The sequence below is a fragment of the Pseudoselenomonas ruminantium genome, from assembly GCF_900104055.1.
GTDB lineage: Bacteria > Bacillota > Negativicutes > Selenomonadales > Selenomonadaceae > Selenomonas_A > Selenomonas_A ruminantium_C.
Map to the genome: position 1 here is coordinate 12,268 of NZ_FNJQ01000022.1, position 26,896 is coordinate 39,163.

The window sequence follows — 26,896 nt, forward strand, 5'->3', positions numbered from 1 at the left end:
TCCCCTCCCATGTCTATGATAACATTTCATTCCTAATCCCAACGGAATAGTAAATAAATGTTTACTATTTATGATATATATAGTATATTATAGTTAAGCAAAAGTCAAGAAATAAAGGAGTTTTATCATGGAAGCCCAAGACAAACCACGTTTATCTCAGCAATTTGTGGAGATCATGGTGCTCTTGCATAATAATTTCGGCCGGCAGACGCAGGTGCCGCTGCCGCTCAATCAATTCGGGGTGCTCTGCACATTGATGGATACCGCTGGCATGACCATCACGGATATCAGCCGCCAGCTCAACATCTCCAAGCAGCAGATGACCAATATCATCGATAAGTTGGTTTGCGCTGATTATGTGAGCAAGGAGCCGGATGCCAAAGACCGCCGCCGCATCGTGATTACCATCAATCCCAAAGGACAGAAACTGCTGGAAGACCATATGGAGCTGTTCCGGCAAAGGTTCGACCATCACGCCCAGAACCTGACGGAAAATGAGCGGCAGGAACTGGCACAGATCCTGCGCCGTTACTATGATCTGATCAATAAGATGTTTACTTAAAAACGTACTATATATACACTAAGCCCGTGGGGCTGGTGATGTTTTTCCATAGCTTTTGACAAGCTTGTCTATGGCGAAGGAAAAATATTACCAGCCCCACGGGCGTCTTATTATCACGAATTATTTATAGCTCGATTACGTCAAGGTCATCCGGCACAAAGATATTGCCATGGTAATATTCTTTCGCCTCGGCGGTGTAATCCGCTTTGCGCGTGGCAATATGCTTGTCTTCTGTATGATAGAGCACGAGATTCTTCACGGCTAGTTCTTCTGCCAGTTCGCTGGCTTCTTTCACCGTACTGTGATTTTTCTCGTAAGGTTTGAAAATATCCCTGTCCTTGTACTGACAAAAGGCCTCGGCCAGCAGCCAATCAGCATTCTCGGCATAGGAACGGGCATGTTCATTGTAAGGCTCATCACCTAAGCAGGTAAATTTCAAGCCATCTGCAAACTGCAGTGCATAACCAAATTGCTTGGCCTTCGTGGACATGATATCGAAAGCCGTAAGCTTGAACTGGGGCAGGTCAATACTCTCACCATCCTTGACTTCCTGCAGGATGATATTTGTGCCCACCCGGGCAAAATCCTTTTTCTTCAAAGTCATTTCCGACATTTTTTCGAGCATATCCTTGACCACATCGTGGCAGTAGATATGAAAAGTCCCCTCATACTTGCCCTTATTCATCAAGTCAGCTACCTTGCGGATAATCCAGACTACCCCCAGAACGTGATCCGTATGACCATGGGTTACGAACATATGGTGGCACTTGTTGTAGTCGAAGTTCGTTACTTCGAGCTGGCGCAGGATGCCGTTGCCGCCGCCGGCGTCGGTAAGGAACAGGCTGCCGTCCTCCAACTCCAGAAAGAAACAGGTGTTAAAGCATTTCGTGGCCATGGCAAAGCCAGTGCCTAAGATAACCAGTTTGCGCATAACAATCTCTCCTTATTTCTTGTTTGTCAACTTTTCTAAAGCCTGACGGGCAGCTTTTTGTTCGGCCTCTTTTTTGCTTCTGCCGGTGCCTGTGCCCATGACTTTACCGGTAACAAGTACGTTGAACGTAAAGGTCTTGTCATGGTCAGGGCCGGATGTGCCGACAAGCTCATAGCTCACGGTCTGCTGGGCTTCCTGATAGACGACTTCCTGCAGGATGGTCTTATAGTCCTTGAGGATTGCCCCCTGCTCTACCTGCTTGAACAGCGGCATCAGCTGGCGGGTAACATAGTCCTTGGCTGTATCCCACCCCTGATCGAGATAGATGGCGCCAATCACGGCTTCAAACACGTCTTCGAGATTCGTCTGCCGGTCACGGCCGCCGCTCATCTCCTCGCCATGGCCGAGCAGCAGATAATCGCCCAAATGAAGCGTCCGGGCAAGTTCCGCAAGGCTGGTCGAGCAAACGATGCTGGCTCTGGTCTTGGTCAGCTGTCCTTCAGGCATTTGCGGAAAGTGCATATAAAGATAGGTGCTGGAGGCAAGCTCCAGCACCGCATCTCCTAAAAATTCGAGACGTTCATTATGGACGATGTTTTTTTCTTTGGCTTCATTGGCATAGGAGGAATGGATCAGAGCCTTGTGAAGCAGGGTTAAATCCCTGAATTCCACGCCCAGCCGTGCGGTAAGCTCCTGCAATTCTCCTTTGCGCTTAGCCGTTAATACTTCTCCCATCGCCCATTATCCTCTTATTCTGCGAACTTCTTCAGCAGCAGGCAGGCATTGTGGCCGCCGAAACCGAAGGAGTTGGACATAGCGGCACGAACCGTCTTGGCTTTGGCCTTGTTGGGCACATAGTCGAGGTCGAGGCCTTCGTCCGGAGTTTCATAGTTGATGGTCGGGGGCAGCATATCGTTTTCGATAGCCATAGCCGTAGCGATAGCTTCCACACCGCCGGCTGCACCGAGCATATGACCGGTCATGGACTTGATGGAGGACACGGAAACGTCCTTCGCAGCTTCGCCCCATACCGTCTTGATGGCTTCGGTCTCACCCTGGTCGTTGAGATGCGTGGAAGTACCATGTGCATTTACATAGTCGACTTCCTCAGCCTTCATGCCGGCATCGTCGAGAGCCAGCTGCATGCATTTCGCCTGGAATTCGCCATGCGGAGCCGGGCTGGTCATATGGTAAGCATCGGAGTTTGCACCATAGCCGACAACTTCTGCGTAGATATGTGCGCCACGAGCCTTGGCATGTTCGAGGCTTTCGAGGATCACGAGTCCTGCGCCCTCGCCCATGACGAAACCGCTGCGGTTCTTGTCGAACGGACGGGATGCATGAGCAGGATCATCATTGTGGTCCATGCACAGAGCCTTCATGGCAGCGAAGCCTGCCACAGCAGCTTCGGAAACAGCAGCTTCCGTACCGCCGGCTACCATCACATCAGCATCGCCACGCTGGATTACGCGGAAAGCATCACCGATGCAGTTGGAACCCGTAGCACAAGCCGTCACCGTGCAGCTGGAAGGACCATGGAGCTTGTAGGTGATAGCAACCTGACCAGCAGCCATGTTCGCAATCATCATCGGCACGAAGAACGGGCTGATGCGGGAAGGTCCCTTGGCAAAGAATTTCTCGTACTGGCTGTGCATGGTCTCGATACCGCCGATACCCGTACCAATGAACGTGCCAATGCGGTCGAGATTCTCTTTCTCGAGGTCAAGACCGGCATCTTTGATAGCGAGGTCTGCTGCAGCTACAGCAAACTGCGTGTAACGGTCCATACGCTTGGATTCTTTCTTGTCGATATACTGGGTAGCATCGAAGTCTTTTACTTCACCAGCAATCTGTGCCGTGAACTCGGAAGCATCAAAACGGCTGATCTTGTCAATACCGTTGCGGCCTTCCATCAGGCCATTCCAAAATTCATCCTTGCCAATACCAATCGGGGTAATGGCACCTACACCAGTGATAACTACGCGATTACTCAAAATGAATAACTCCTCTCATCTATTCATAGCAAGGTGCTACGCTTAGTTGGCAGCTTCGGCCTCTGCTTTCAGCTGCTCGAAAATCTCATGCACGGTCATGATCTTGTCAATGCGTGGCATATATTCACCCGTAAAGACCAGACCTGTTTCCACATCGCCCTGCTGTGCTCTTGTCAAAGCGCGGATGATGCAGAAATTGTGCTTGCACGCCTTCAGGCAGGCATCACACTGCGTCGGAGGCACAGGCCCTTCCATAACCTGAGCCGAGAACGGCGTGCGCACAGCACGGCCCGGCAGGCCAACAGGACTATGGATAACCACGATATCCTCCGGTTTGGATTTCAGATAATATTCTTTGAGGGCAGGTGCTGCATTGCTCTCCTCGCAGGCAGCGAACCTGGAACCCATCTGGACACCTGCGGCGCCCATCTTTATCAAATCAACGATGTCCTGGCCATGAAGGACGCCACCGGCTGCGATGACCGGGATATTGACTGCGGAGCTGACATCCGAAATCAAATCGCGCACGGATGTATCCGTACCCAGATGACCGCCAGCTTCCTTGCCTTCAAGGACGATTGCCGTAGCGCCAAGACGCTCTGAAATTTTAGCTAATTTAACAGAAGAAACTATAGGAACGATAGGTGTCCCGGATTCCTTCCCCAGTGCAAACATATCACGGGAAAAACCAGCTCCGGCTACCACGAGGTCAATGCCCTCATCGATAGCGACTTTGACGACTTCCGCAAAGTCATTGGCTGCCACCATGATATTGATGCCGATGATACCAGACGTAAGCGAACGTGCGAGCCGGATTTCATAACGCAGTTCGTCATGGCTCATGCCGGATGCCGCAATGAGGCCGATACCGCCTTCATTGGCAACTGCTGCCGCCAGACGGGCTGTGGACAAGCGAATCGCCATACCGCCCTGTTGGATAGGTACACGGGCGACTTTATTGCCTATTTTCAGCTCTGGAAGTTTCAATGTTACTCCTCCAATCATTCTTACCCTACCTTGAAAAATCCCGCGAAAACAAGTTTCACGGGATTTTCAAACAGGTAAGACGCTCAAACTTATTTGTTCTGGTCTATGTAGGTAACTACGTCCTGAACGCTCTTGATCTTCTCAGCAGCTTCGTCCGGAATTTCAATGTTGAATTCTTCTTCGAAAGCCATGATCAGCTCAACAATATCCAGGGAATCAGCACCCAGATCATCGATGAATGTGGACTCGAGGGCAACCTCGTCAGCCTCAACACCTAACTGCTCAACAACGATATCTCTTACTTTATCAAAAGTCATGAAGTTTCACCTCCTTAAATTGATGTCCATCTATAGTTATATCACATAACCATGCCGCCGTCTACATTGATGACCTGGCCCGTGATATAGGATGCATTATCTGATACGAGGAACGCAACAGCGTTTGCTACGTCCTCCGGCGTGCCCATGCGGTTCAAGGGAATCCCCGTCAGCGTCATTTCCCGTGCCTTGTCCGTCATAGCTGCCGTCATATCCGTATCGATGAAGCCCGGTGCCACCATATTCACCGTAATGCCGCGAGCTGCCAGTTCCTTGGCTGCGGATTTCGAGAAACCAATCACACCAGCCTTGGCTGCCGCATAGTTGGTCTGACCGGCATTGCCCATCAGGCCGACAACCGAAGCCATATTGATGATACGGCCGCTGCGCTTCTTCATCATGAGCTTGGACACAAGCTTCGTGCAGTAGAACACGCCTTTGAGGTTCGTATTGATGACCGCATCGAAATCTTCGTCTTTCATGCGCATCATGAGACCATCACGCGTGATACCGGCATTGTTGACCAGGATATCAATCTGGCCAAAAGCCTCAACCGTGGCATTTACCATGGCTTCTACAGCCGCAGCATCTGCTACGTCAGCCTGCACGAGAATGGCCTCGCCGCCATTCTTCTCAATCTCAGCCTTGACCTCTTCCGCCTTGGCCGTGTTGCCCGCATAGTTAATGGCAACCTTGGCGCCTTCAGCGGCTAATTTCAGGGCAATGGCTCTGCCAATGCCGCGGGAAGCACCCGTTACGAGGGCAACTTTTCCATCTAAAAGCATATTAGCGAACCTCCTTGAAATAGTCAAGAGTTTTTTGCAGGGATTCGAGATTTTCTACGTTCATGCTCGTGAGGCTCTTGTCAATGCGACGGTTGAAACCGCAGAGCGTCTTGCCCGGGCCGGCTTCTACGAAAGTATCAGCGCCGAATTCCTGCATGGTCTTGACGCAGTCAATCCACTTGACCGGATGGTCAGCCTGAGCAACAAGATTAGCCTTGATATCAGCTGCGCTGGACTCCAGCTTGCCCGTATAGTTGGATACCACTGGAATCTTGGCATCGCGGATGTCAACCTTGTCCAGTTCAGCAGCCAGCTTAACCGCAGCAGGTTTCATCAGCGTGGAATGGAACGGTGCGGATACCGGCAGGATAACTGCCTTCTTGGCACCAGCTTCCTTGAGCATTTCTACAGCAGCTTCAACGCCAGCCGTCGTGCCGGCGATAACCGTCTGCCCTGGGCAGTTGAAGTTAACGGCCTGTACTTCGCCGGCAGCTTCCGTAGCCTTGGCGCAGGCATCGACAATCACTTCATCAGCCAGGCCGATGATAGCAGCCATGCCGCCCTGGCCAACAGGAACAGCTTCCTGCATAAACTGACCGCGCTTGTGCACGAGCAGGACTGCATCCTGGAAGTCCAAGACGTCTGCAGCAACCAGAGCGGAATATTCGCCCAGGCTGTGACCGCCAACCACATCCGGCTGGATGCCATGTTCCTTCAGAATCTCGTTAGCAATAACGCTCATGGTCAGGATAGCGGGCTGCGTGTTAGCCGTCAGCTTCAGGTCTTCAGCCGGGCCTTCAAAGCACATATCCTTGATGGAATACCCCAGTGCCTCATCAGCCTCTTTGAAGAGCTTTTTGGCTACTTCATACTGCTCACAGAAATCCTTGCCCATGCCTACGGCCTGAGCACCCTGTCCCGGGAATACAAATGCTAATTTATTCAAGACTATAACCCCCAATTACTTGCAATTCCCCTGAATAGACTCTATTACAGTCGGCAAACCGCCAACAATGTCTTCAATAATCTGTTTTACCGGCTTGATGTCATTGAGCATGCCGGAAATCTCACCAATCATTACCGAGCCGTTTTCTACATCGCCTTCATGGGTTGCGCGATGCAGGCTGCCTGCGCCCAGTTTCTCGAGTTCTTCCGCAGAAGCACCGGCAGCTTCCATTTCCTCATACTTACGGGAAAGCTTATTGGCAATGATACGTGCCGGATGGCCAAGGCTCTTGCCCGTAACCACCGTGGAGCGGTCCTTAGCCTTCAGGACCAGTTTCTTATAGTTCTCATGGGCAATGCACTCTTCGCTGAGTACGAAGCGGGAACCCATCTGGATAGCCTGTGCACCCAGAGCAAAAGCTGCTGCCATGCCGCGGGAATCACCGATACCACCAGCACCGATTACCGGTACATCCACAGCATCCACTACCTGCGGCAGCAGAGCCATCGTGGTGATCTCGCCGATATGGCCGCCGGATTCCGTACCTTCGGCAATAACGGCATCGGCACCAGCGCGCACGAGGCGCTTAGCCAGGGCTACAGAAGCCACCACAGGGATGACCTTCGTGCCGATTTCCTTAAGGGCCGGCATATATTCACCAGGGTTACCAGCACCAGTCGTGATAACCGGTACACGCTCATCGATAACAACCTGCATGACTTCCTTAACGAACGGGCTCATGAGCATGATGTTCACGCCAAACGGCTTATCCGTCCAGCCCTTGCACTTCTGAATCTCTGCCCGCAGAACATCGGGGGGCATGTGACCAGCACCGATAAGGCCCAGACCGCCGGCATTGGAAACTGCCGAAGCCAGTTCTGCCGTACCAATCCAAGCCATGCCGCCTTGGAAAATCGGGTACTTTATGTTCAGTAACTTACAGATTGCATTGTTTTCAAACATTAAATACGTCCTCCTTAGCCTCTCTCAATGCTGGATTCCTCGTCCGGCCACGATTAAGACTCTTTCATTAACACTTCTTCTTGCTCCAAAGTTTCCTTGATATGCTCCAGGACCTTGCCGTTCACATAATCATTAGCCACTCCGATAGCACTGCAAATGGACTTTGCGTTCGACGAACCATGACTGATGATGCAAACGCCGTTGACACCCAAGAGCGGTGCACCGCCGTATTCGGAAGCATCCAGCCGCTTGCCCAGCTTCTTGAGCGTTGGCATCAGCAGCAATGCTCCGAGCTTTGCCAGGATACCGCCATCTTTGATGGCTTCCTTGATCAGTTTCATGATGGTCTTTGCTAAGCCCTCTGCAAATTTTAACACAACATTGCCTACAAATCCATCACAAATTACAACATCGAAATTTCCCTTCGGAATATCCCGGCCCTCTGCATTGCCGCAGAAGTTGATGCTGTGCAGTTCCTTGAGCAGCGGATACGTCTCTCTGGCCTGCTCATTGCCCTTGGTCTCTTCCTCGCCGATGTTCAGCAATCCCACACGGGGATTCTTGATCCCGAACACATATTCCGCATAGATGGAACCCATCATGCCGCTCTGAACCAGATGGATGGGCTTTGAATCCACATTGGCACCGGAATCGAGCATCAGCGTAACGCCCTTGGTCGTCGGAATCGGCGTCGCTATGGTCGGCCGGCCAATGCCCTTGATGCGCTTCAGGATCAGCTGCGCTGCGGTGACGGCAGCACCAGTACTGCCAGCGGAAAGCACGGCATCGCACTCACCGTCCTTGACCAGTCTGGTTGCTACCACCACGGAAGAATCTTTCTTCGTCCGTACCGCATCAGCAGGATGTTCATCCATCTCAATGACCTGACTCGTATGGTGAATGGTAATGCCGAGATTTTCCCAGCCCCGTTCACGCTTCAGGACCTCGCGGATCTTCTCTTCATCACCTACGAGGACGATCTCACAACCATATTTTTTCGCCGCCCGCACGGCACCGAAAACGATCTGCTCGGGAGCAAAATCGCCTCCCATTGCATCTACTGCAATTTTCACGAATCCATTTCCCCCTTATCTGTCTCCCCAGGAAACCACGATGAATTTCGCGCGGAAAACTTCTTGGGTTTCATTATGGGTTTTTACCCATATAAAATATTTATTGCCTCGCACTTTGACGATTTCCGCCTTGGCAATCAGCTTTTCACCTACATGAACAGGCACCTTGTACTTCACATTAGCTACGCCGGTGACCGCCATAGGTGCATCCACAATGGCCATGGCCAGGGAATCTGCCTGAGAGAACATATAATGTCCCTTGGCAATCTGCGTCTTGGCAAAGACCATATCCTCCGTAATTCTCAGCAAGGAAATGCCCGAATGACCAAGTTCGAGGTCAATGAGTTCACCGACCACTTCACCACTTTGGATGGATTTTACCTTGTTCTGGGCATTTTCCGCCATCTTGCGAATGCGGCCCCGCAGTTCCGGAATTCCGAGTTCCAAACGATCCAAACGGATAGTCTGCACGCTGACATCCAGCTGCTTGGCCAGTTCCTCATCCGTCAGGAATGGTTTCAACTTTACCTTCTCAATCAATAGTTCCTGACGGATTTTTTTCTTGACTCTTGCCATTCGTACACCTCCTTCCAAATTTAGTACCTGCTATTACGTTCTCATAACATTGCCTATTATACGTTGTACATCCTAAAAATGCAAGGGACAAATGACATTTTTTCGTACCGCACTCTTTTGTAAAAAGCTTCAGAAAATTATTGACTTTAACGCTTTTCTATGCTATCATATCTGTAAGTTAGATAAAGAAGCAACTCGAAAAAGGTAATAGCTAGCCGTAGAGAAGCTTCATCTAATAGCAGTTCTGGCTCGTGAAGGAGGGGAGTCCAATGGGCCCGTAAGACTGGTTCCCATGAAAAAGATGAAAATAGAATACGTGATGATTAACTAGCAGCTTGACCGGGTAAGGCAGGCTGCTAGTTGCATTTCCTTATTATATAAGTGTAAAGTTGTAACATGAATTTTATTTTCTGATTGACACGAGGTTACCATATATATTAAGATATAAAACAATATACATGGCGGTATATGCCGCCTGTAGCTTTATGTAGATTCCATAGTATCAAGAAAGAAGGGGTTAAGTTGGCATTCTATTTTGAAGAACCATCACACACTTTTGGCGAGTATCTCCTCGTTCCCGGCTATTCCTCGGACAAATGCATCCCGGCAAATGTTTCCTTGAAAACACCGCTGGTCAAGTTCCGCAAGGGTGAGGAACCGAAGATCACCATGAACATCCCTATGACCTCTGCAATCATGCAGGCGGTTTCCGATGACAACATGGCTATCGCACTGGCCAAAGAGGGCGGTGTGTCCTTCATCTACGGTTCCCAGAGCATCGAAAATGAAGCCGCTATGGTTTCCCGTGTGAAACATTATAAATCCGGTTTTGTCAGCAGCGACTCCAACATCAAGCCCTCCACTACCCTGGGCGAAATCCTCGACCTGCTGCAGGATACTGGCCACTCCACGATGGCTGTAACGGAAGACGGCACGGCCAATGGCAAGCTCCTGGGTATCGTCACGAGCCGTGACTACCGTGTTTCCCGCATGTCCATGGATACACCGGCCAGCGAATTTATGACGGCCTTCGAGAATCTGGTTTATGCTAAGGCCGAAGAAGTCACCACGATTGGTCAGGCCAACGATATCATCTGGGAAAACAAGCTGAACATGCTCCCGATCATCGACAAGAACCAGCGTCTCCTCTACATGGTTTTCCGTAAAGACTACAATGCCAACAAAGACAATGAGCTCGAACTCATTGACGACAACAAGCGCTACATCGTTGGTGCTGGTATCAACACCCGCGATTACGCTGAGCGCGTGCCTGCCCTGCTGGAAGCTGGCGCCGATGTTCTCTGCATCGACTCCTCCGAAGGCTTCTCCGAATGGCAGCGCATCACCCTCAAATACATCCATGAAAACTTCGGCGAAGATGTTAAAGTCGGTGCCGGCAATGTCGTTGACGCCGAAGGCTTCCGCTTCCTGGCTGAAGCTGGCGCAGACTTCATCAAAGTCGGTATCGGCGGCGGCTCCATCTGCATCACCCGCGAAACCAAGGGTATCGGCCGCGGTCAGGCTACGGCACTGATTGACGTTTGCCGTGAGCGCGATAAGTATTATGAAGAAACCGGCATCTACATTCCGGTCTGCTCCGATGGTGGTATCGTCCATGACTATCACATGACGCTGGCTCTGGCCATGGGTGCAGACTTCCTGATGCTGGGCCGCTACTTCTCCCGCTTTGACGAAAGCCCGACGGATAAGGTCAAAGTCAACGGCACCTACTACAAGGAATACTGGGGCGAAGGTTCCAACCGTGCCCGCAACTGGCAGCGTTACGACCTGGGCGGCTCCAAGAAACTCTCCTTCGAAGAAGGCGTTGACTCTTATGTTCCTTACGCCGGCCCGCTCAAGGACAACGTTGGCACGACTCTGGCCAAGATCCGCAGCACCATGTGCAACTGCGGCTCCCTGTCCCTGCCCGAGTTCCGCGACAAGGCAAAACTCACGCTGGTATCTGCTACGAGTATCGTCGAAGGCGGTTCCCATGACGTAATCCTTCGCGATCGTCTCGGCCGCGAGTAATAATATCCATAAGAAAAATCCTCTTTTTCTCAGAAAAAGAGGATTTTTTTAATCGTATCGCGAAATATACACTTAGGTTACCAATCGAATGTGTGTTAATCCTTCTTCCCCTTGAAACACAGTAAAGAAGGTTAATGCACGGCGTTCCCCTTCTGCATTGCGCTGCGGCTTTGCCCGCAGCGCCTTTTTTATTGCGAACGCTCAGCGCACGAAACGCGCCTTCAGCATCAGTGTCACAAAGAAAATCAATGCGGCCAGCACCACGATGGTTGCCCCGGCTGCCATATTGCAGTAATAAGCCAGCAGCAGACCGCTGAAACCAGCAGCCATCGCGATGATTACGGAAATGAGCTGGTACTCCTTCACATTATTGGTCACATTGCGGGCAGCGGCCGCAGGCAGAACCAGCAGGGCATTGATGATCAGGATGCCCACCCATTGGATGCTGATGGCCACCACGACCGCCAGCAGGGCCGCAAAGACACTTTCCACCCAGAACGTACTGATGCCACGGCTGCGCGCAAAGGCTGAATTGATGGAAAGGACCAGCAGGCGGTTAAAGAGAAAGCCCCAGCCGGCCAGCACCAGCACAAAGACCAACAGCAGCGCCTTCAGATCATCTGCCGTAATGCTCAGCACATCACCAATCAGAAAGGAAGAAAATTTATTGAAGCCGCCCCCATGGCTCATGATCATCAAGCCGATGGCAATGGCCGTGGACGAAAACACACCGATGATCGTATCGGTGGAAGCCGTGCTCCGGTTCTTGATATAGGTGATAAACACCGCAAAGGCAATGGAAAAGATAATCAAGGACAGCAAGGGCGAGGTCATCCCCAGCAGAACGCCGATGGCAATACCGGTAAAGGCACCATGTCCCAACGAATCCGAGAAGAAGGCCATGCGATTGGATACCACCATGGTACTGAGCAGGCCAAACAGCGGCGTGATCAGCGAGATGGCCAGAAACGCATTCTTCATGAAGGTATAATGCACCCAGTCAAAGGGCAGCAGCATATCCATCAGGTTATAGATTTCCGTCATTCTGCCCCCTCCTTTCCTGCGCTGGCCAACATGCCAAAGATCTGCCGGGTGCGCTTATCGGCAAAGACTTCCTCCGGCGTACCGCTCATCACCACGCCCTTGTTCAGCAGCACCACCTGATCGGCATGTTTGGCCACCATATTGAGGTCATGGGAAATCAGCAGGATGGCCATATCCTCTTTCTCGCGCAATTCCGCCAAGATCTCATAGAAGAGTTCCAGGCCGTTCTGGTCCACACCGGAAACCGGCTCATCGAGCAGCAGCAAATCCGGCAGAGGATCAAGCGCCAAGGCCAGCAACACCCGCTGCAACTCACCGCCTGACAAGGCTCCTAACCGCCTGTCCAGCAGATGCTCGGCATGTACCCGGGCAAGACTCTTCACGATCCGCGCATTGAGCTTGCGGCCCGAAGTCAGCCACACAGGCTTCTCGCCTAAGCAGGCCAGAAAGATATCCTTGACGCTTATCGGCGCACTCACATCGAAATTCAGATACTGCGGCACGTAGCCAATTACCGGCTGGTTGCCCCGCCGTCCCTCGGCATCGGCATAGTGAAGCCTGCCCTTATGCGGCACCTCTCCCAGGATGGCCTTCAGCAGCGTACTCTTCCCCGCTCCGTTCGGTCCAATAAGCGCCGTCAGCTGACCGCAATGCAGATGGATGTTCACATCCTCAAATATCGTAAGGTTCCCCGCCTGCACCGTGAAATTCTCGATCTTCGTGCAGCAGAGCTTGGCACAGTCCGAGCAGGACGAGGCCTTATGATGCATGATATTCCGAAACAAAACTCCTTACTCCTTTCACCGCACCAGATTGCGGAACGCTCGGCTGCCCAAATAAAAGCCGCCAACAGCATAAACGCCCAGCACCACCAAAGATACAAGCTCTACACCATTGCCGCCCGCAAGGCTCCTAAGCAGGAAGCTCGTATGGGTAAGCGGCAGGATTTCGATGAAATACCGCAATAGAGCCGGCAGGGCATGGGTGGAAAAAAATGTACCGCACAAGAACGACATGGGCAGCAAAATATAGGTATTGACCTGACTCATTTCCTCATAGGTACTGATCTTCATCGCCGCAAAGAAGCCGATTTCGGCAAAGATAATGCAGTTCAGCACAAGCACAAGCAATAACAGCGGCGATAACTGCAGGTTCGCCCCAAACAGGAACGCCAGGACGACAATAATCGCACTGGAAATCAAGCCTCTGAGCACTGCCGCCAGCACCTTGCCCAGTACATAGGCTTCCGGCACAATTGGCGCGATCAGATATTCTTCCAGGCTCTTATGGTAGATGCGCTCGGCATGCACCGGCGTAATGCTGTTGAAGCTGATATTCATGGAATTGAGCGCCAGTATCCCCGGCACAAGAAAATCCAGGTAACTTCCCCCGCTGACCTGAATACTGCGCCCCAAGCCCCAGCCAAAGGCCACGAGATAAAGCATTGGCGCGACCATGCGTGCCAGGATGAATTTCGTCAGCCGCCGTTTTAGAACCACCCAGTCCCGCCAAAAGACGGTCCAAACATCATATAGCAAATCACAAGCCCTCCTTGCGTCCCGTAAGTTCCACAAAAACATCCTCCAGGTTCGTGGGGCGGATCAATATGCCGCCAGCCGCTTCCTGCTCAGCCGCAAATTCAGCAGCCTCTTTCTTATGGGCGAAAAACTGATAGGCCCGACCCTGTTCCTCATCCCATTCCACGGTAAATTTCCCGAGCTTCTCCTTGAGACTTTCCGGCGTATCCAAAGCCGTCAATTTTCCCTTGTCCAGGATTGCCACCCGCTGGCAGAGAGCTTCCGCCTCCTCAATATAATGCGTGGTCAGGAAAACCGTCACCTGCTCCCGCGAAAGCTGGCGGATGAGATCCCATATCTTACGGCGCACCTGCGGATCAAGGGCTACTGTCGGTTCATCCATAAACAGGATCTTCGGCCGGTGAATCAAGGCCCGGGCCAGCAGCAGCCGGCGTTTCATACCACCGGACAGACGGCGGACGCCATCGTTTGCCACATCTTCCAAATCCACATAGGCCAAGAGTTCAGCAATCCGTTCCTGCCGCTCCTTTGCCCCCATATGATGCAGACGCGCATGCAGTTCCAGATTCTCCCGCACCGTCAGGTCCTGATCGAAATTGACATGCTGCGGCACCACGCCAATCAGCTTCTTGATGTCCTGCGCCTTCTCCAACACATCCTGCCCGCCATAAAAGATGCATCCTGCAGTCGGCGCCAGCTGCAAGGTCAGCATGCGGATGGTCGTGGTCTTGCCGGCACCATTCGGCCCCAGCAGCCCAAAGACTTCCCCCTGTCCTACCCGGAATGAAATCCCATCCACAGCCGTCTTTTCCCCCTGCGTCCCAGCCTTGGTACGATGGGGGAATTTTTTAGTCAAGTTCTCTATTACAATCATATACCTGTCCTTCATCTAAAATTCGCTATAATCCTATTCTAGCAAATGTGTCAATCCCCCTGAATACAAGCGCAGCCAAGCGGCAAGATCTTACCGGTTGGCTGTCTACAGATCCTATTTCAGGAAACCACGCTGCCTGCCGTTCACTTCAGCTCATAAAAACTGCCTGCCTTCATGAACCTGGGCGCAACCACCAAGGCTCCATCTTTGCCCATATAGCCCCACTTCCCGTCAATGCAGACCGGCAGCAGGCCTTCTGCCATAACACCGGCATCCGTAACCGCAGCAGGCAGTTCCCTCACCAGCTGACCGGCTTTATCGATGAGTCGCCAGCCGGCTTCCGTGCGAACCGCTGACACGCCGTTGCCGAAGAGGCGCATGGCTAGATATTGGGGACGGATCGTATTCATGCCATCCATACTCACCGCTCCCCACTTCTTATCCTTGCGTACCAACGCCATCCCATCCGTAAAAGGCAGTACTTCATCGTAACTGGTCGATACGATTTCCTTTCCCTGTCGGTTGATAAAGCCGCGCTTTTCATTGCTCTTCAATAAATCCTTGGGCGGCAGGCCAATCCCTCCCAAGGCAATGCTCGTTCCATAAGCCAGCGAGCGCCATACATTCACTTTTTTCTTTACTTCATGGATTTCTGCCACACCATTCTGAAACGGGCCGATATAGCGCGAATCACGCGGAATCAGCAAATTCCCCCTCTTATCGATATAGCCCTTTCCCTGCGAGGACTGTACGGCAGCCAGCCCTTCCGAATAACCTGAGAAAACTTCACGATATTGCGGCTTTATCCGGATGATGCCCTGCTCATCGACAAACCCCCATTTGCCCTGCTGTTTTATGGCAGCCAGCCCATTGGAAAAGTTTTTGGCCCCATCAAATTGGCAGCTTATAACAATTTTGCCACTGGCTGCGGCATAGCCCCACTTGTCCTGCTGTTTTATGACAGCCAGCCCATCTTCGCTGAATTCGCCGATATACTCAAATTCCTCCGCACTGACAGGCGTACCATCCCTGTGCACAAACTTCCAGACGGTCCCCTGGCGCACACCAAAGCAATCATTGTCCTTGGTAACCGCCGTTATCTCATCATAGATGACAGGCAGGAGCAATTTCCCCTCGCTGCTGTATGCGCCCCAATGAGCTTCATTATTTTCCACGAGATAAGTTTTGCCATGGCTGGGGATAAGGATATTCAAGTACTCCACAGGCACGATGACCTGCCCATCCTGCCCCAGGACGCCGCAAAGATCTCCCTTCTTCAGTATCAACGCACCATTCGTCCACGGCACGATCTTGTCATAACTCAGCGGTATGCGGAAATTTCCCTGCGTATCAATCACGCCGCACAAATTGCTTTCCTGCACCACAGCCAAAGATGCCGCCTGCAGGTTATTTGCACCCAACAAGATCATACTCATGGATAACAGCGGCAAAACTTTTTTCCAGATTTTCATTCTTCCGACCTCCACTCCCTGCCACATAGCCTGTTGCTTTTTTATTCTACAATGGTTCCCGCATTCCCTTCCAGCATCCTTGCCGCATATATCTGCCAAATAGCATTATAATTTTCCCCGGAGCATGGTATGATAATAGCAAGCAAACGATCAGGAGGTAATCCCATGTCTACTTCAATTTCTTACTGCACCGGTTTCCGTCCCAACATCGATGAAAGCTGCACCCATCTTATCCTTGGCTCCATGCCCAGCGTAGCTTCCCTGGATGCCCAGCAGTATTACGCCCATCCCCAGAACCGCTTCTGGCCGCTGATGGCCCGCATCCTGGAACAATCCGCAGCCCCGACAGCATATGAGGAACGCCTGTCCATGCTGCTGCGCCATCATATCGCCCTTTGGGATTCCATCGCAGCCTGCGAACGCCCGGGCAGCCTTGATGCCGATATCAAAAACGAGCAGGGCAATGATTTCACTGCCCTGCTCGCACAATACCCCCGTATCCATACCATCTGCTTCAACGGCGGCAAATCCTTCCAATGCTTCAAAAAGTATAACAAGGAACTCCTAAGCCGCCAGGACATCCATTTCTACAAACTCCCCTCCACCAGCCCAGCCAACGCCCGCTGGAAGATGGAAATGCTGGAAGAAGCATGGAAAGTCCCTTTTAAATATTAAATATCAGCTTTCCACAGACCATGAAGATTGCAGTACTCAAACACCGTCACCGGCGCATCTCCATCCGCAATCTTGAACACCGCTTCTGGTTTGTCCTCCGGCGTCAAATGGCGCATCTGACCGCCATTTTTCGTCTGGACATGAATCCACTCAATCAGATGCTCCGGTGTCATGGGATGCGCTACGGAGCCTACGCTAACCTTCAGCACACCCGCAGCCTGGTCAAACTCCACAACCGGCACATGCTTCTCCTGTGCCGCATCCGTGGTGTTGGCCGTCAGTTCCGTCATCGGCTGACCGCAGCATACCATCTGCCCCTGGCCTTCATGAATCAGGCCCACGAGATTTCCACAAATACTGCAACGATAGAATTTGCCTGCCATACCTTTTCCTCCTCATATAATACACAATAAAACTATCTGCTATATCATTCTAGCTGCGCAACACTAAATCCTGCTCAAGTCAAGTTTACTCAAAAAAACCTTCATGTCTGAGCAGCCATTCCTTTCGCTGCAAACCGCCCGTATATCCGGTAAGGCTGCCGTCCTTCCCAATAACTCTATGGCAGGGAACGATGATGGCTATCGGATTATGTCCTAATGCGCCGCCCACAGCCTGCGCAGACATCTTGGGCACACCCCTTTTTTGGGCTATCTTGGCCGCAATTCCTCCGTATGTTGTCGTTTGACCATAAGGAACGGTACGCAATATGTCCCAAACAGTTTTGCGGAAAGTCGAACCCTGCAAGGATATTTGCGGCGTAAAATCCGGCTTCTTCCCCGCAAAATACAAATCCAGCCAACGGCAGGTATCTGCAAAAACCGGTAAACAAAAAGAAACGTTCTGCCTATCGGTTATATCTCTGCCATAAGAATCCATAAAATCCAATTCAGTCAAAGCCTTGCCATCACTAACCATAAGCAACACGCCCAAGGGCGAATCATAATGATAATGGTATTTCAATTCTCCCATCTGCATCAATCCTTTCTCAATTAAACTTTCGTCATTTAAACAGGCAAATCCTGCCATGATAGCAGGAATACAGCCTGACAAAATTGAATTACATTACGAGTAAATAACGTCAGGAGGATGATTTCTTATGCGCCAACTATTAATATCTATTATACTTGCTTCCAGCCTTCTCGTCCCCACCATTGCCAATGCCAGCTTCGGCACAGGCATCGGCATTACCTTCCCAGCCTCACGCTCCGCCACAAGAACCATCAGCAATACCTATGCCGCCCTGCAGTTCGAACAGATCACCGAGGAACTGACGTTGCAGGAACGCCATGGACGGCTGCTTATGGAACTGAAGGTCAGCAACAACGGCGATGTGCCCTACACCATCAGCCACCGCAATGGGCAGGTCTATGACTTCCTCATCACGGATAAAAACGGCAAAAAAATATGGCAATGGTCAGACGACATGGCCTTCACGCAGGCATTATGCACCACCACCATTGCCCCACATAGCTTTGAAGTCTACAAAGCCGAACTGGATAGCAAAGATTATCGCAAAATAAAAGACGATGCCATAATCGCCACCGCCTATATATTAGATACCCCCTGCAAACTCTCCGCTAAGCTTCCCACCACCATCGCCAGCAATAGCACCCCCGTGCTTATCCACGGTGGCGTGATTTTAGGAAACCGAGCAATTGCTGAAGATCATTGAACTTCTCCCACTTTAATAAAGTTTGAGCTACCTCAGAAGTTACACAGCTCTCAAACCTCAAAATTTTGAGCAACCAGCCAGCGTGCCAGGTCGTGAACTTCTTAGATGCTATATCTCACATAAATCTCTATCGATAATCCGCCGCTTTTCCAGCGGCATTTATTTCCTTTTCTTTTTCACAGCAAAAAGTCTCAGTCACTTGACTGAGACTCAATTATTACGATATGCAACTATCTGCCCACTTTACAAACGCATCAGCCATTTCAATTGCTTTTTCAGCATGCCCCCCTGACTGCCATATAGAACAATCAACGATTTTACCGCTTTCTCTGCCGCCTGTTGGCAATGGTAGCAGATAATCGACAACGGCTTCGGATAATATGTGTTAAAGAGGTGCTTTGCTACTCCCAAATCATCTTCCGCATAACGTAACCACACTTTAGCATCATCCATATTCTCATGCGGCATAAAGCAAGACTCCCTTATTCATTACCTCGTTCTCAATTCCCAGCTTCATCTTACGTCCTTCAAAGCTGCTTTCCGTACCGATAATAATATCCACAGCCAGACTTCTGACATGACGTATGGATTTATAGGCTTCGACTGTTAAGTCAACGAGGTTTGCAGTGCCGTCTGCTACTATGATGTAGAAGTCGAAGTCACTATCCTCTGTCTCATTTCCTTCAGCAAATGAGCCGAACAGATATATTTTCTTGGGAGATAAGCTATTTACAAGCTGATTTTTTATAAGTTCAATTTCGTTTGTCAGCATAATACACACCTCACCCGTCAGCCTTCCCCTCAAGTGTAAGGCTTTTTCTTTATTCTATCTTGATTCTACCATATTTACTCACGTAAAAAAAGCCCTGGCCATCCGGCCAGGACTTTTGCTTGCTGTAATATTGAATTACACCAGCTCGATGATAACCATCGGAGCTGCGTCGCCGCGGCGTACGCCGAGCTTCAGGATGCGGGTGTAACCGCCCTGACGGTCTGCGTATTTTGCTGCGATTTCGTCGAACAGCTTTCTTACTACATCTTCATCAGCAAGGGATGCGATTGCCTTGCGGCGGGCGCTCAGGTCACCGCGCTTTGCCAGCGTGATGAGCTGCTCTGCGAACTTGCGGAGCTCTTTGGCCTTTGCTTCCGTCGTTTCAATGCGTCCATATCTGAAGAAGGAAGTAAGAATGCTAGTGAACAGCGCCTTACGGGCTGCGGAGTTACGTCCTAATTTTCTGTAGCTCATTTATTTCCCTCTCTTCAATCGTTGTTTACTCTCAGTGCTAAACCGAGTTCCTCGAGCTTCTTCTTGACTTCTTCAAGAGATTTGCGGCCGAGGTTGCGGACCTTCATCATGTCATCTTCCGTCTTTTCAGCAAGGTCAGCGACCGTGTTGATGTTAGCACGCTTCAGACAGTTGAAGGAACGTACCGAAAGGTCGAGGTCTTCAATGGTCATTTCGAGGACCTTGGAAGTATCATCCTCTACCTCTTCGGGGAAGGTTGCTTCTTCCTCTTCGATTTCTTCCGGCAGACCGTCCATGCTCTGGAACAGCTTCAGGTGCATCACGAGGATACCGGCTGCTTTGCTGACAGCTTCTTCCGGACGCAGGGAACCATCGGTCCATACTTCGAGAATCAGCTTGTCATAGTCGGTCTCGTTACCTACACGCGTGTCCTGCACGGTGTAGTTTACACGCTGTACCGGGGAGAAAATCGAGTCAATGGGAATTACTCCAATCGTGTCATCCGGCTTTTTATTGCGTTCTGCCGGAATGTAGCCACGGCCACGGGCAACCGTCATCTCAATCTTGAGTTTGCCGGTTGCGTCAACCGTTGCAATGTGGAGGTCCGGATTGAGGATCTCAATGTCGGCATCACAGATGATGTCGGCAGCCGTAACTTCCTTTTCGCCTTCCACGTCAATGCGGATCACCTTGGGCTCGCTCCCTGCCATCTTGAGGCAGAGCTGCTTCAGGTTCAGAACGATGTTGGTCACGTCATCCCGGACACCCGGAATGGTGGAGAACTCATGGAGAACTCCATCAATGCGAATGGAGGTAATTGCAGAACCTTCCAGGGAAGACAGAAGCATACGGCGCAGGCTGTTGCCGAAAGTCGTACCGTAACCACGTTCAAGGGGTTCGCAGACGAACTTGCCGTAACGGTTGTCTTCACTGATTTCCACAATTTCAATTTTCGGTTTCTCGATGTCTATCATCTGAAATGAACCTCCTCAATAACTAATCGAACACTATGCACACAGGCACAAATATTCATTATTTGGAGTACAACTCGACGATAGCCTGCTCGTTAACAGGAACATCGATTTCTTCACGGTTCGGGAAACGCGTTACCGTACCCGTGAGGTTAGCCTGGTCAGCCTGGAGCCATGCCGGAGCGGACAGGGCATTGCTGCTTTCCTTCAGTTCTTTGAAGAAAGCATTGGACTGGCTCTTTTCGCTAACTGCGATGACATCGTTAGCGGAAACCAGAGCGGACGGAATGTCCACACGATGACCGTTAACGGTGAAGTGACCGTGACGAACGAGCTGGCGAGCCTGACGACGCGTATTAGCGAGGCCAAGACGGAAAACAACGTTGTCCAGACGGCGCTCAAGAAGACCCAGGAGGTTTTCACCCGTTACACCCTGCATCTTCTTAGCTTTATCGTAGTATCCACGGAACTGCTTTTCCAGTACGCCGTAGATGAACTTTGCTTTCTGCTTTTCCTTCAGCTGCATGCCGTATTCGGAAACCTTGCGGTTCGTGCGGCGCGGCTGACGTTTGGATTCTTTGGAACGACCGATAACAGCCGGTTCAATGCCGAGGGCACGGCATCTTTTCAGGGCTGGTACTCTATCAATTGCCATACTATCTATTGCACCTCCTATTAAACTCTTCTACGCTTCGGCGGACGGCATCCGTTGTGCGGAATCGGAGTAACATCTTTGATCATGTTTACTTCGAGGCCAGTTGCCTGCAGGGAACGGATTGCGGCTTCACGGCCGGCACCAGGACCCTTAACGTATACTTCGACCTGCTTGAGGCCATGTTCCATAGCTGCCTTTGCAGCCGTTTCAGCTGCCATCTGTGCAGCGAACGGCGTGCTCTTACGGGAGCCGCGGAAACCAAGGCCGCCTGCGCTGGCCCAGGAAAGTGCATTACCGCTCTTATCGGTAAGCGTTACAATCGTATTGTTAAACGTAGAACTGATATGGGCTACGCCATATTCGACGTTCTTACGAACTTTTTTCTTCGTGCGGACTGCTTTCTTAACTGCCACCAGTTAACCCTCCTTTATTTCTTCTTGCCTGCTACGGCCTTTTTCGGGCCTTTACGGGTACGGGCGTTGTTCTTGGTGTTCTGACCACGAACGGGCAGACCAAGACGGTGGCGACGACCACGGTAGCAGCCGATATCAACGAGTCTCTTGATGTTCATCTGGCGCTCACGGCGAAGGTCACCTTCAACCAGAACGTTCTTATCGATGGCATCACGAAGTTTTACAACTTCATCCTCCGTGAGATCACGAGTACGGGTATCCGGATTGATACCAGTCTCCTTCAGCAGGTCCTTGGAAGTCTTCAGACCAATACCGAAGATGTACGTCAAAGCAATTTCAATTCTCTTGTCACGGGGTAAATCTACACCGGCAATACGTGCCATTAATAAAGCACCTCCTTATTTCTTAATTAACCTTGTCTCTGTTTATGCTTGGGATTTTCGCAGATGACCATTACACGGCCTTTGCGCTTAATGACTTTGCATTTTTCACAAATCCGCTTTACTGACGGTTTTACCTTCATTTTTGTTGTGCCCCCTTTTCCTTATTGTCAGTCTCATTTTGCTAGTATAGCATGTTTGCCTTCCCTTGCCTAGTGGCAAAATGAAATTTTTATAAAAAATTTTAAATGATAACAAACACAGCAAACTATAAGCAAAAGCGGAGATGACTTACTTGAATCGGTAGGTTATACGGCCACGCGTTAAGTCATACGGCGTGAGTTCGATAGTGACTTTGTCTCCCGGAAGGATACGGATGAAGTTCATGCGGATCTTGCCGGATACATGCGCCAGTACAACATGACCATTCTCTAGCTCAACCTGGAACATTGCGTTTGGCAGTGCTTCCAGGACTTTGCCTTCTACTTCAATAACATCTTGTTTCGACATGTGTTTCTCCTCTTATAGATGTATAAATTGGTTGGGCCAAAGTCATCTAAGGAGCTTTTGCATTTCTTAGAAATGCCATGCCCAACAACAGGTTGTTAATCCATATAGCATTGTAATAGGCGGCAAATACTGCCGCCCTTACAACAACTTCTATCGTTCAGTGGATCTCAACGACCACCAACGGTTTTGACTCAGCCCTTCAGAACTGCAACGAGATCTGCGGTAACTTTGTCAATCGCCTGTCTGCCATCCACTTCCGTATAGAGACCAGCTTTTTGATAGTAATCAATCAGCGGGCGCGTGGAATCTTCGTATACGGAAAGACGGCTTTTCATCGTTTCTTCCGTATCATCAGCACGCTGGAAGAGTTCGCTGCCGCACTCATCGCAGATCCCTTCCGTCTTGGACGGATTGAACTTCACGTGATAGGTAGCACCGCACTTCTTGCAGATGCGGCGGCCCACAGCACGCTCGATGAGGTCAGCTGCCGGAACATTGATGTTCAGGACACGCGTCAGGCTAAGCCCGAGGTCTTCCAGAATACCTTTGAGGGCATCAGCCTGCTCAACGGTACGGGGGAAACCATCGAGGATAAAACCTTTCTTGCAGTCATCTTTGGCAAGACGCTCACGGACAATGCCGATGGTAACTTCGTCAGGAACGAGTTTGCCAGCGTCCATGCAGGCTTTCGCCTGCTTGCCGAGCTCAGTGCCTTCCTTTACAGCCGCACGGAACATATCGCCCGTGGAAATGTGAGGAATACCAAACTCTTTGACCAGTTCAGCCGCCTGCGTGCCTTTACCGGCACCCGGGGGGCCCATTAACAGGATATGCATAATGTTTGCCTCCTTATTATTTCATGAACCCTTCGTAGTGGCGCATAACAATCATGGCTTCAATCTGCTTCATGGTCTGTAAGGCAACGCCCACGACAATCAGCAGGGCTGTACCGCCAAAGTATACACCCTGAATATTAGTAGCGGCTGCTACCATATTCGGCAGTACGGCAATGAAAGCCAGGAAAATCGAGCCAGCAAGCGTGATACGAGTCATGACATGATCTAAATAATCTGCCGTTGGCTGTCCCGGACGGATGCCCGGGATGAAACCACCGTATTTTTTCAGATTCTCTGCCATATCCGATATCTTTACAGTAACCGCAGTATAGAAGTAGGTAAAGAAGATTATCATGCCTACATATAATGTAGTCTGTAACGGTTTACCCCACTCCAGATAACTGGCAACGGTCTTTACCCAGGGAATCTCAATGAACTGGGCAATGGTTACTGGAAACATCAGCACGGATGACGCAAAGATAATTGGGATTACGCCCGCCTGATTGACTTTCAGGGGAATGTGGCTGGAATGACCACCATAGGTGCCACGAGCACCAACCCGTTTCGTATAGGAAATGGGAATGCGGCGGAAGCCGTTTTCCACGTGTACTACGAATACCACCATCGCGATGGCGATGAGGGCAAACATGAACACGGAGAAGTAGCTGATCGTACCAGCCTGGACGTAATGATAGATGGTGCCGATGTTCTTCGGCAAAGCTGCTACGATACCAGCGAAGATGATAAGGGAAATACCATTACCAACACCGTTGGCCGTAATCTGCTCACCGAGCCACATCAGGAACACCGTACCCGCCGTCAAGGTGATCGCAATGATCAGGATGTTGACGGGACTTGGATTTAAGATAGCTGCCTTCAGGCCGATGGACATGCCAATTGCCTGAAGGAAAGCCAATACTACCGTGAGGTAGCGGGTAACCTGGGTGGTCTTCTTATGTCCTTCCTGACCTTCTTTGGACCATTGCTCCAATGTGGGAATTACCACATTCAGCAGCTGAATGATAATCGCCGCATTGATGTAAGGAGTAATGGACATCGCGAAGATGGAGAACTTACTGAAAGCACCACCCGAGAAGAGATCTAACAGACCAAAGAGGTTGCCGTTTGCGAACAACTGCTCAATCGCTGTCGGGTCAACCCCCGGAACGGGGATATGAGTCCCCATCCGGAAGATGGCAAACATAATCAAAGTAAAGGTTATTTTCTGCCTAAGCTCCGGAATTTTCCATACGTTGCCAAGGGCTGAAAGCACCTTACTTCACCTCAATTTTCTCGATCTGGCCGCCTGCAGCGGTGATCTTCTCTTCAGCGGACTTCGTGAAGCCGTTAGCGCGAACCGTCAGCTTCTTCGTCAGTTCGCCGTTGCCGAGAATGCGGATACCATCCTGAACGTTCTTCAGGATGCCTGCTTCAACGAGAACAACGGGATCAACCGTCGTGCCGTCTTCGAAGCGGTTCAGGGATTCAACATTCACTTCAGCGAAGGTCTTAGCCCAGATATTCTTGAAACCGCGCTTCGGGAGACGACGGTACAGAGGCATCTGGCCACCTTCGAAACCCGTGCGAACGCCGCCGCCGCTGCGGGAGTTCTGGCCTTTCATGCCCTTACCGGAAGTCTTGCCGTTACCGGAACCCAGACCGCGACCTACACGGTTGCGAACCTTGCGGGAACCAGCTGCTGGCTGTAATTCATGTAATTTCATCTGCGTGCACCTCCTGTTCTTATCTTATTCTGCGATTTTTTCTACGGTAATCAGATGCTCTACTTTGTGGAGCTGACCGCGGATAGCCGGGTTGTCCGGCAGTTCAACAACGGAGTTGAGCTTGCGCAGGCCAAGAGAACGAACAGTCTTGCGCTGCGTTTCGGGACGGCCGATCAGGCTTCTTTTAAGAGTTACTTTAATTTTTGCCATTGTCGTGCCCTCCTTAACCTAAGATTTCCTGAACCGTCTTGCCACGGAGTTCAGCAACCGTCTCAGCACGCTTGAGGGCCTTGAGGCCTTCCATCGTAGCGCGTACCATGTTGTTCGGGTTGGAAGAACCCAGAGACTTGGTCAGAATGTCGTGGATACCAGCCAGTTCCAGTACGGCACGAGCCGGACCGCCAGCGATGACACCAGTACCTTTGGCAGCCGGCTTCATCATAACCTTACCAGCACCGAAGATGCCGAGCATCTCGTGCGGGATCGTACGACCGTCGAAGAGTGCAACCTCGATGAGGTTCTTCTTTGCATCTTCAACACCTTTGCGGATAGCTTCGGGAACCTCAGCAGCTTTGCCGAGACCTACGCCAACCTTGCCCTTCTTGTTGCCAACAACAACGAGAGCACTGAACGAGAAACGACGGCCGCCCTTGACGACTTTCGCAACTCGATTTATGTATACAACTTTCTCCTCGAACTCTGGAGTTTCGTTGTCCATATTTCTAGCCATTCATTTACCTCCTTCAGTATTGATGATTTAGAACTTCAGACCTGCTTCGCGAGCAGCTTCAGCCAGAGCAGCCACACGGCCATGGTACACATAACCGCCACGGTCGAAAACGACTTCGCTGATGCCCTTTTCGAGAGCACGCTTAGCAACTTCAGCACCGATAGCCTTAGCTGCTTCGATGTTGCCGCCGTAGTTTTCAAAACCCTTGTCCTGAGTGCTTGCGGAAACGAGCGTTACGCCCTTTTCATCATCAATGACCTGAGCATAAATGTTTGCCAGGCTGCGATATACGTTGAGGCGCGGACGAGCTGCCGTACCTGCGATATGGTTGCGGACACGCAGATGACGTTTCTGACGTGCCTTGTTTTTATCTGCTTTAACCAGCACAGAGATTCACTCCTTTCTCGAATCAGTTCCTTATTTCTTGCCCTTAGCGCCAGCTTTACCTTCTTTACGACGGATATGCTCGCCAGCGTATTTGATACCCTTGCCTTTGTACGGTTCGGGTTCACGGAAGCTGCGGATTTCAGCGGCAATCTGGCCGACAACTTCTTTGTCGATACCAGAAACCGTGATAGCGTTCGCAGAGGGGCATTCGAACTTGATGCCCTGCGGCGGCTCAACAACTACCGGATGGGAGAAACCAAGGGACAGGTTCAGCGCGTTGCCCTTGAGCTGAGCACGGTAGCCGACACCATTGATTTCGAGGTTCTTGGAGAAACCTTCCGTAACACCAACAACCATGTTGTTGATGAGCGTACGGGAAAGACCATGGAGAGATCTGTGCGTCTTATCGTCGGAGGGGCGTTCTACTTTCAGAACGTTACCTTCAACGGTTATTTTCATTTCCGAGCTAATCTGGCGGGAAAGTTCACCTTTCGGGCCTTTAACACTTACCAAATTGTCATCGCCAACAGTGACGGTTACGTTTGCTGGGATTTCAATCGGTGCATTACCAATTCTTGACATCTGTACACCTCCTGACTAC

37 protein-coding genes are annotated in these 26,896 nt (G+C 50.9%); 4 read left to right on the forward strand and 33 right to left on the reverse strand.

Annotated elements, in window-relative coordinates; translation table 11 throughout:
- Positions 1-127: 127 nt before the first annotated feature.
- The gene (locus tag BLQ59_RS09785) at positions 128-562 is read left to right on the forward strand and encodes a MarR family winged helix-turn-helix transcriptional regulator (RefSeq protein ID WP_074572761.1); all 435 of its coding nucleotides are present in this window, start codon (positions 128-130) and stop codon (positions 560-562) included.
- A 124-nt stretch (positions 563-686) separates the two neighbouring features.
- Here the strand turns inward: BLQ59_RS09785 and BLQ59_RS09790 are convergent, their stop codons facing one another.
- The 10 genes from BLQ59_RS09790 to fapR form a co-directional block, all read right to left on the reverse strand.
- Positions 687-1,493: an MBL fold metallo-hydrolase gene (locus tag BLQ59_RS09790; protein ID WP_074572762.1), complete on the reverse strand. Its 807-nt coding sequence runs from the start codon at positions 1,491-1,493 to the stop codon at positions 687-689.
- A 12-nt stretch (positions 1,494-1,505) separates the two neighbouring features.
- Positions 1,506-2,228 carry a ribonuclease III gene (rnc, locus tag BLQ59_RS09795; protein ID WP_074572763.1) on the reverse strand — a complete coding sequence of 241 codons (723 nt, stop codon included), beginning with the start codon at positions 2,226-2,228 and terminating at the stop codon, positions 1,506-1,508.
- Between the two features lie 14 nt (positions 2,229-2,242).
- Positions 2,243-3,487 carry a beta-ketoacyl-ACP synthase II gene (gene fabF / locus BLQ59_RS09800; protein WP_074572764.1) on the reverse strand — a complete coding sequence of 415 codons (1,245 nt, stop codon included), beginning with the start codon at positions 3,485-3,487 and terminating at the stop codon, positions 2,243-2,245.
- A gap of 42 nt (positions 3,488-3,529) precedes the next feature.
- Positions 3,530-4,474 (reverse strand): NAD(P)H-dependent flavin oxidoreductase, encoded by a 945-nt coding sequence (locus BLQ59_RS09805; RefSeq protein WP_074572765.1) that lies wholly within the window; start codon positions 4,472-4,474, stop codon positions 3,530-3,532.
- Positions 4,475-4,563: 89 nt separating this feature from the next.
- Positions 4,564-4,791: an acyl carrier protein gene (locus BLQ59_RS09810; protein WP_014423880.1), complete on the reverse strand. Its 228-nt coding sequence runs from the start codon at positions 4,789-4,791 to the stop codon at positions 4,564-4,566.
- A 41-nt stretch (positions 4,792-4,832) separates the two neighbouring features.
- On the reverse strand, positions 4,833-5,576 hold the full coding sequence (fabG, locus tag BLQ59_RS09815) for a 3-oxoacyl-[acyl-carrier-protein] reductase (protein WP_074572766.1): 744 nt from the start codon (positions 5,574-5,576) through the stop codon (positions 4,833-4,835).
- A 1-nt stretch (position 5,577) separates the two neighbouring features.
- The gene (fabD, locus tag BLQ59_RS09820; RefSeq protein WP_074572767.1) at positions 5,578-6,522 is read right to left on the reverse strand and encodes an ACP S-malonyltransferase; all 945 of its coding nucleotides are present in this window, start codon (positions 6,520-6,522) and stop codon (positions 5,578-5,580) included.
- Between the two features lie 15 nt (positions 6,523-6,537).
- Entirely contained in the window at positions 6,538-7,485 is a 948-nt protein-coding gene (gene fabK, locus BLQ59_RS09825; protein WP_074572768.1) for an enoyl-[acyl-carrier-protein] reductase FabK, read from the reverse strand.
- A 53-nt stretch (positions 7,486-7,538) separates the two neighbouring features.
- Entirely contained in the window at positions 7,539-8,558 is a 1,020-nt protein-coding gene (gene plsX, locus BLQ59_RS09830; protein ID WP_074572769.1) for a phosphate acyltransferase PlsX, read from the reverse strand.
- A gap of 15 nt (positions 8,559-8,573) precedes the next feature.
- Complete coding sequence (gene fapR, locus BLQ59_RS09835; RefSeq protein WP_074572770.1) at positions 8,574-9,134, reverse strand: transcription factor FapR; 561 nt, start codon at positions 9,132-9,134, stop codon at positions 8,574-8,576.
- A gap of 522 nt (positions 9,135-9,656) precedes the next feature.
- Here fapR and BLQ59_RS09840 point away from each other — a divergent pair.
- Positions 9,657-11,165 carry an IMP dehydrogenase gene (locus BLQ59_RS09840; RefSeq protein ID WP_074572771.1) on the forward strand — a complete coding sequence of 503 codons (1,509 nt, stop codon included), beginning with the start codon at positions 9,657-9,659 and terminating at the stop codon, positions 11,163-11,165.
- 201 nt (positions 11,166-11,366) lie between these two features.
- On the opposite strand, the gene BLQ59_RS09845 is transcribed toward BLQ59_RS09840, so the two are convergent.
- The 5 genes from BLQ59_RS09845 to BLQ59_RS09865 form a co-directional block, all read right to left on the reverse strand.
- Entirely contained in the window at positions 11,367-12,209 is an 843-nt protein-coding gene (locus tag BLQ59_RS09845) for a metal ABC transporter permease (RefSeq protein WP_074572772.1), read from the reverse strand.
- Positions 12,206-12,994 (reverse strand): metal ABC transporter ATP-binding protein, encoded by a 789-nt coding sequence (locus BLQ59_RS09850; protein ID WP_074572773.1) that lies wholly within the window; start codon positions 12,992-12,994, stop codon positions 12,206-12,208. Before BLQ59_RS09850 ends, BLQ59_RS09845 begins: the two co-directional genes overlap by 4 nt.
- 15 nt (positions 12,995-13,009) lie before the next feature.
- On the reverse strand, positions 13,010-13,747 hold the full coding sequence (locus BLQ59_RS09855) for an ABC transporter permease (RefSeq protein ID WP_074572774.1): 738 nt from the start codon (positions 13,745-13,747) through the stop codon (positions 13,010-13,012).
- A gap of 1 nt (position 13,748) precedes the next feature.
- Positions 13,749-14,621 carry an ABC transporter ATP-binding protein gene (locus BLQ59_RS09860; RefSeq protein WP_074572775.1) on the reverse strand — a complete coding sequence of 291 codons (873 nt, stop codon included), beginning with the start codon at positions 14,619-14,621 and terminating at the stop codon, positions 13,749-13,751.
- Positions 14,622-14,764: 143 nt separating this feature from the next.
- Positions 14,765-16,093 carry a WG repeat-containing protein gene (locus BLQ59_RS09865; RefSeq protein ID WP_074572776.1) on the reverse strand — a complete coding sequence of 443 codons (1,329 nt, stop codon included), beginning with the start codon at positions 16,091-16,093 and terminating at the stop codon, positions 14,765-14,767.
- Positions 16,094-16,258: 165 nt separating this feature from the next.
- Here BLQ59_RS09865 and BLQ59_RS09870 point away from each other — a divergent pair, with 165 nt between their 5' ends.
- A complete protein-coding gene (locus BLQ59_RS09870; RefSeq protein ID WP_074572777.1) occupies positions 16,259-16,768 on the forward strand; it encodes a DNA-deoxyinosine glycosylase in 510 nt (169 codons plus the stop codon).
- On the opposite strand, the gene BLQ59_RS09875 is transcribed toward BLQ59_RS09870, so the two are convergent.
- Positions 16,765-17,151 (reverse strand): desulfoferrodoxin family protein, encoded by a 387-nt coding sequence (locus BLQ59_RS09875; protein ID WP_074572778.1) that lies wholly within the window; start codon positions 17,149-17,151, stop codon positions 16,765-16,767. The genes BLQ59_RS09870 and BLQ59_RS09875 overlap by 4 nt on opposite strands.
- Positions 17,152-17,236: 85 nt before the next feature.
- Entirely contained in the window at positions 17,237-17,797 is a 561-nt protein-coding gene (locus BLQ59_RS09880) for a methylated-DNA--[protein]-cysteine S-methyltransferase (RefSeq protein ID WP_371118284.1), read from the reverse strand.
- 70 nt (positions 17,798-17,867) lie between these two features.
- Between BLQ59_RS09880 and BLQ59_RS09885 the strand changes: the two genes are divergently transcribed.
- A complete protein-coding gene (locus BLQ59_RS09885; protein WP_074572779.1) occupies positions 17,868-18,443 on the forward strand; it encodes a BsuPI-related putative proteinase inhibitor in 576 nt (191 codons plus the stop codon).
- 243 nt (positions 18,444-18,686) lie between these two features.
- On the opposite strand, the gene BLQ59_RS09890 is transcribed toward BLQ59_RS09885, so the two are convergent.
- From BLQ59_RS09890 to rplF, 16 genes are all read right to left on the reverse strand, one after another.
- On the reverse strand, positions 18,687-18,911 hold the full coding sequence (locus BLQ59_RS09890; RefSeq protein WP_074572780.1) for a HEPN domain-containing protein: 225 nt from the start codon (positions 18,909-18,911) through the stop codon (positions 18,687-18,689).
- Positions 18,901-19,215, reverse strand: coding sequence for a nucleotidyltransferase domain-containing protein (locus tag BLQ59_RS09895; protein WP_074572781.1), 315 nt, complete (start codon positions 19,213-19,215; stop codon positions 18,901-18,903). The genes BLQ59_RS09890 and BLQ59_RS09895 overlap by 11 nt, the downstream gene beginning before the upstream one ends.
- Positions 19,216-19,350: 135 nt before the next feature.
- Positions 19,351-19,689: a 50S ribosomal protein L17 gene (gene rplQ, locus BLQ59_RS09900; protein WP_014423862.1), complete on the reverse strand. Its 339-nt coding sequence runs from the start codon at positions 19,687-19,689 to the stop codon at positions 19,351-19,353.
- Positions 19,690-19,703: 14 nt separating this feature from the next.
- Positions 19,704-20,663, reverse strand: a complete 960-nt coding sequence (locus tag BLQ59_RS09905; protein WP_014423861.1) for a DNA-directed RNA polymerase subunit alpha — start codon at positions 20,661-20,663, stop codon at positions 19,704-19,706.
- A 58-nt stretch (positions 20,664-20,721) separates the two neighbouring features.
- A complete protein-coding gene (rpsD, locus tag BLQ59_RS09910; protein ID WP_074572782.1) occupies positions 20,722-21,315 on the reverse strand; it encodes a 30S ribosomal protein S4 in 594 nt (197 codons plus the stop codon).
- A 20-nt stretch (positions 21,316-21,335) separates the two neighbouring features.
- The gene (gene rpsK, locus BLQ59_RS09915; RefSeq protein WP_014423859.1) at positions 21,336-21,728 is read right to left on the reverse strand and encodes a 30S ribosomal protein S11; all 393 of its coding nucleotides are present in this window, start codon (positions 21,726-21,728) and stop codon (positions 21,336-21,338) included.
- 14 nt (positions 21,729-21,742) lie between these two features.
- Positions 21,743-22,111: a 30S ribosomal protein S13 gene (rpsM, locus tag BLQ59_RS09920; protein ID WP_014423858.1), complete on the reverse strand. Its 369-nt coding sequence runs from the start codon at positions 22,109-22,111 to the stop codon at positions 21,743-21,745.
- A gap of 26 nt (positions 22,112-22,137) precedes the next feature.
- Complete coding sequence (gene rpmJ / locus BLQ59_RS09925; RefSeq protein ID WP_014423857.1) at positions 22,138-22,251, reverse strand: 50S ribosomal protein L36; 114 nt, start codon at positions 22,249-22,251, stop codon at positions 22,138-22,140.
- A 148-nt stretch (positions 22,252-22,399) separates the two neighbouring features.
- The gene (gene infA / locus BLQ59_RS09930; protein WP_009645081.1) at positions 22,400-22,618 is read right to left on the reverse strand and encodes a translation initiation factor IF-1; all 219 of its coding nucleotides are present in this window, start codon (positions 22,616-22,618) and stop codon (positions 22,400-22,402) included.
- Positions 22,619-22,809: 191 nt separating this feature from the next.
- Positions 22,810-23,454, reverse strand: coding sequence for an adenylate kinase (locus tag BLQ59_RS09935; protein WP_074572783.1), 645 nt, complete (start codon positions 23,452-23,454; stop codon positions 22,810-22,812).
- A gap of 16 nt (positions 23,455-23,470) precedes the next feature.
- Complete coding sequence (gene secY / locus BLQ59_RS09940; protein WP_014423855.1) at positions 23,471-24,727, reverse strand: preprotein translocase subunit SecY; 1,257 nt, start codon at positions 24,725-24,727, stop codon at positions 23,471-23,473.
- A gap of 1 nt (position 24,728) precedes the next feature.
- On the reverse strand, positions 24,729-25,178 hold the full coding sequence (gene rplO, locus BLQ59_RS09945) for a 50S ribosomal protein L15 (protein WP_014423854.1): 450 nt from the start codon (positions 25,176-25,178) through the stop codon (positions 24,729-24,731).
- A 24-nt stretch (positions 25,179-25,202) separates the two neighbouring features.
- On the reverse strand, positions 25,203-25,388 hold the full coding sequence (gene rpmD, locus BLQ59_RS09950) for a 50S ribosomal protein L30 (RefSeq protein WP_014423853.1): 186 nt from the start codon (positions 25,386-25,388) through the stop codon (positions 25,203-25,205).
- Positions 25,389-25,401: 13 nt separating this feature from the next.
- On the reverse strand, positions 25,402-25,908 hold the full coding sequence (gene rpsE, locus BLQ59_RS09955; protein ID WP_014423852.1) for a 30S ribosomal protein S5: 507 nt from the start codon (positions 25,906-25,908) through the stop codon (positions 25,402-25,404).
- 27 nt (positions 25,909-25,935) lie between these two features.
- Complete coding sequence (rplR, locus tag BLQ59_RS09960; RefSeq protein WP_014423851.1) at positions 25,936-26,295, reverse strand: 50S ribosomal protein L18; 360 nt, start codon at positions 26,293-26,295, stop codon at positions 25,936-25,938.
- A 30-nt stretch (positions 26,296-26,325) separates the two neighbouring features.
- The gene (gene rplF, locus BLQ59_RS09965; RefSeq protein WP_074572784.1) at positions 26,326-26,877 is read right to left on the reverse strand and encodes a 50S ribosomal protein L6; all 552 of its coding nucleotides are present in this window, start codon (positions 26,875-26,877) and stop codon (positions 26,326-26,328) included.
- Between the last annotated feature and the right edge of the window lie 19 nt (positions 26,878-26,896).

What these genes read in the sequence shown, in the direction of transcription:
- rpsE (WP_014423852.1), bottom strand. Translation starts at nt 25,908, where the DNA reads ATGGCTAGAAATATGGACAACGAAACTCCAGAGTTCGAGGAGAAAGTT.
- BLQ59_RS09885 (WP_074572779.1), top strand. Translation starts at nt 17,868, where the DNA reads ATGCGCCAACTATTAATATCTATTATACTTGCTTCCAGCCTTCTCGTC.
- BLQ59_RS09785 (WP_074572761.1), top strand. Translation starts at nt 128, where the DNA reads ATGGAAGCCCAAGACAAACCACGTTTATCTCAGCAATTTGTGGAGATC.
- BLQ59_RS09880 (WP_371118284.1), bottom strand. Translation starts at nt 17,797, where the DNA reads ATGGCAGGATTTGCCTGTTTAAATGACGAAAGTTTAATTGAGAAAGGA.
- BLQ59_RS09860 (WP_074572775.1), bottom strand. Translation starts at nt 14,621, where the DNA reads ATGATTGTAATAGAGAACTTGACTAAAAAATTCCCCCATCGTACCAAG.
- BLQ59_RS09890 (WP_074572780.1), bottom strand. Translation starts at nt 18,911, where the DNA reads ATGCCGCATGAGAATATGGATGATGCTAAAGTGTGGTTACGTTATGCG.
- fabG (WP_074572766.1), bottom strand. Translation starts at nt 5,576, where the DNA reads ATGCTTTTAGATGGAAAAGTTGCCCTCGTAACGGGTGCTTCCCGCGGC.
- rpmJ (WP_014423857.1), bottom strand. Translation starts at nt 22,251, where the DNA reads ATGAAGGTAAAACCGTCAGTAAAGCGGATTTGTGAAAAATGCAAAGTC.
- BLQ59_RS09790 (WP_074572762.1), bottom strand. Translation starts at nt 1,493, where the DNA reads ATGCGCAAACTGGTTATCTTAGGCACTGGCTTTGCCATGGCCACGAAA.
- rpmD (WP_014423853.1), bottom strand. Translation starts at nt 25,388, where the DNA reads ATGGCAAAAATTAAAGTAACTCTTAAAAGAAGCCTGATCGGCCGTCCC.
- BLQ59_RS09905 (WP_014423861.1), bottom strand. Translation starts at nt 20,663, where the DNA reads ATGATAGACATCGAGAAACCGAAAATTGAAATTGTGGAAATCAGTGAA.
- rpsM (WP_014423858.1), bottom strand. Translation starts at nt 22,111, where the DNA reads ATGGCACGTATTGCCGGTGTAGATTTACCCCGTGACAAGAGAATTGAA.
- BLQ59_RS09845 (WP_074572772.1), bottom strand. Translation starts at nt 12,209, where the DNA reads ATGACGGAAATCTATAACCTGATGGATATGCTGCTGCCCTTTGACTGG.
- infA (WP_009645081.1), bottom strand. Translation starts at nt 22,618, where the DNA reads ATGTCGAAACAAGATGTTATTGAAGTAGAAGGCAAAGTCCTGGAAGCA.
- BLQ59_RS09865 (WP_074572776.1), bottom strand. Translation starts at nt 16,093, where the DNA reads ATGAAAATCTGGAAAAAAGTTTTGCCGCTGTTATCCATGAGTATGATC.
- fabK (WP_074572768.1), bottom strand. Translation starts at nt 7,485, where the DNA reads ATGTTTGAAAACAATGCAATCTGTAAGTTACTGAACATAAAGTACCCG.
- BLQ59_RS09810 (WP_014423880.1), bottom strand. Translation starts at nt 4,791, where the DNA reads ATGACTTTTGATAAAGTAAGAGATATCGTTGTTGAGCAGTTAGGTGTT.
- rplF (WP_074572784.1), bottom strand. Translation starts at nt 26,877, where the DNA reads ATGTCAAGAATTGGTAATGCACCGATTGAAATCCCAGCAAACGTAACC.
- rplO (WP_014423854.1), bottom strand. Translation starts at nt 25,178, where the DNA reads ATGAAATTACATGAATTACAGCCAGCAGCTGGTTCCCGCAAGGTTCGC.
- fapR (WP_074572770.1), bottom strand. Translation starts at nt 9,134, where the DNA reads ATGGCAAGAGTCAAGAAAAAAATCCGTCAGGAACTATTGATTGAGAAG.
- BLQ59_RS09895 (WP_074572781.1), bottom strand. Translation starts at nt 19,215, where the DNA reads ATGCTGACAAACGAAATTGAACTTATAAAAAATCAGCTTGTAAATAGC.
- BLQ59_RS09935 (WP_074572783.1), bottom strand. Translation starts at nt 23,454, where the DNA reads ATGCATATCCTGTTAATGGGCCCCCCGGGTGCCGGTAAAGGCACGCAG.
- BLQ59_RS09870 (WP_074572777.1), top strand. Translation starts at nt 16,259, where the DNA reads ATGTCTACTTCAATTTCTTACTGCACCGGTTTCCGTCCCAACATCGAT.
- rnc (WP_074572763.1), bottom strand. Translation starts at nt 2,228, where the DNA reads ATGGGAGAAGTATTAACGGCTAAGCGCAAAGGAGAATTGCAGGAGCTT.
- BLQ59_RS09875 (WP_074572778.1), bottom strand. Translation starts at nt 17,151, where the DNA reads ATGGCAGGCAAATTCTATCGTTGCAGTATTTGTGGAAATCTCGTGGGC.
- rplQ (WP_014423862.1), bottom strand. Translation starts at nt 19,689, where the DNA reads ATGAGCTACAGAAAATTAGGACGTAACTCCGCAGCCCGTAAGGCGCTG.
- rpsD (WP_074572782.1), bottom strand. Translation starts at nt 21,315, where the DNA reads ATGGCAATTGATAGAGTACCAGCCCTGAAAAGATGCCGTGCCCTCGGC.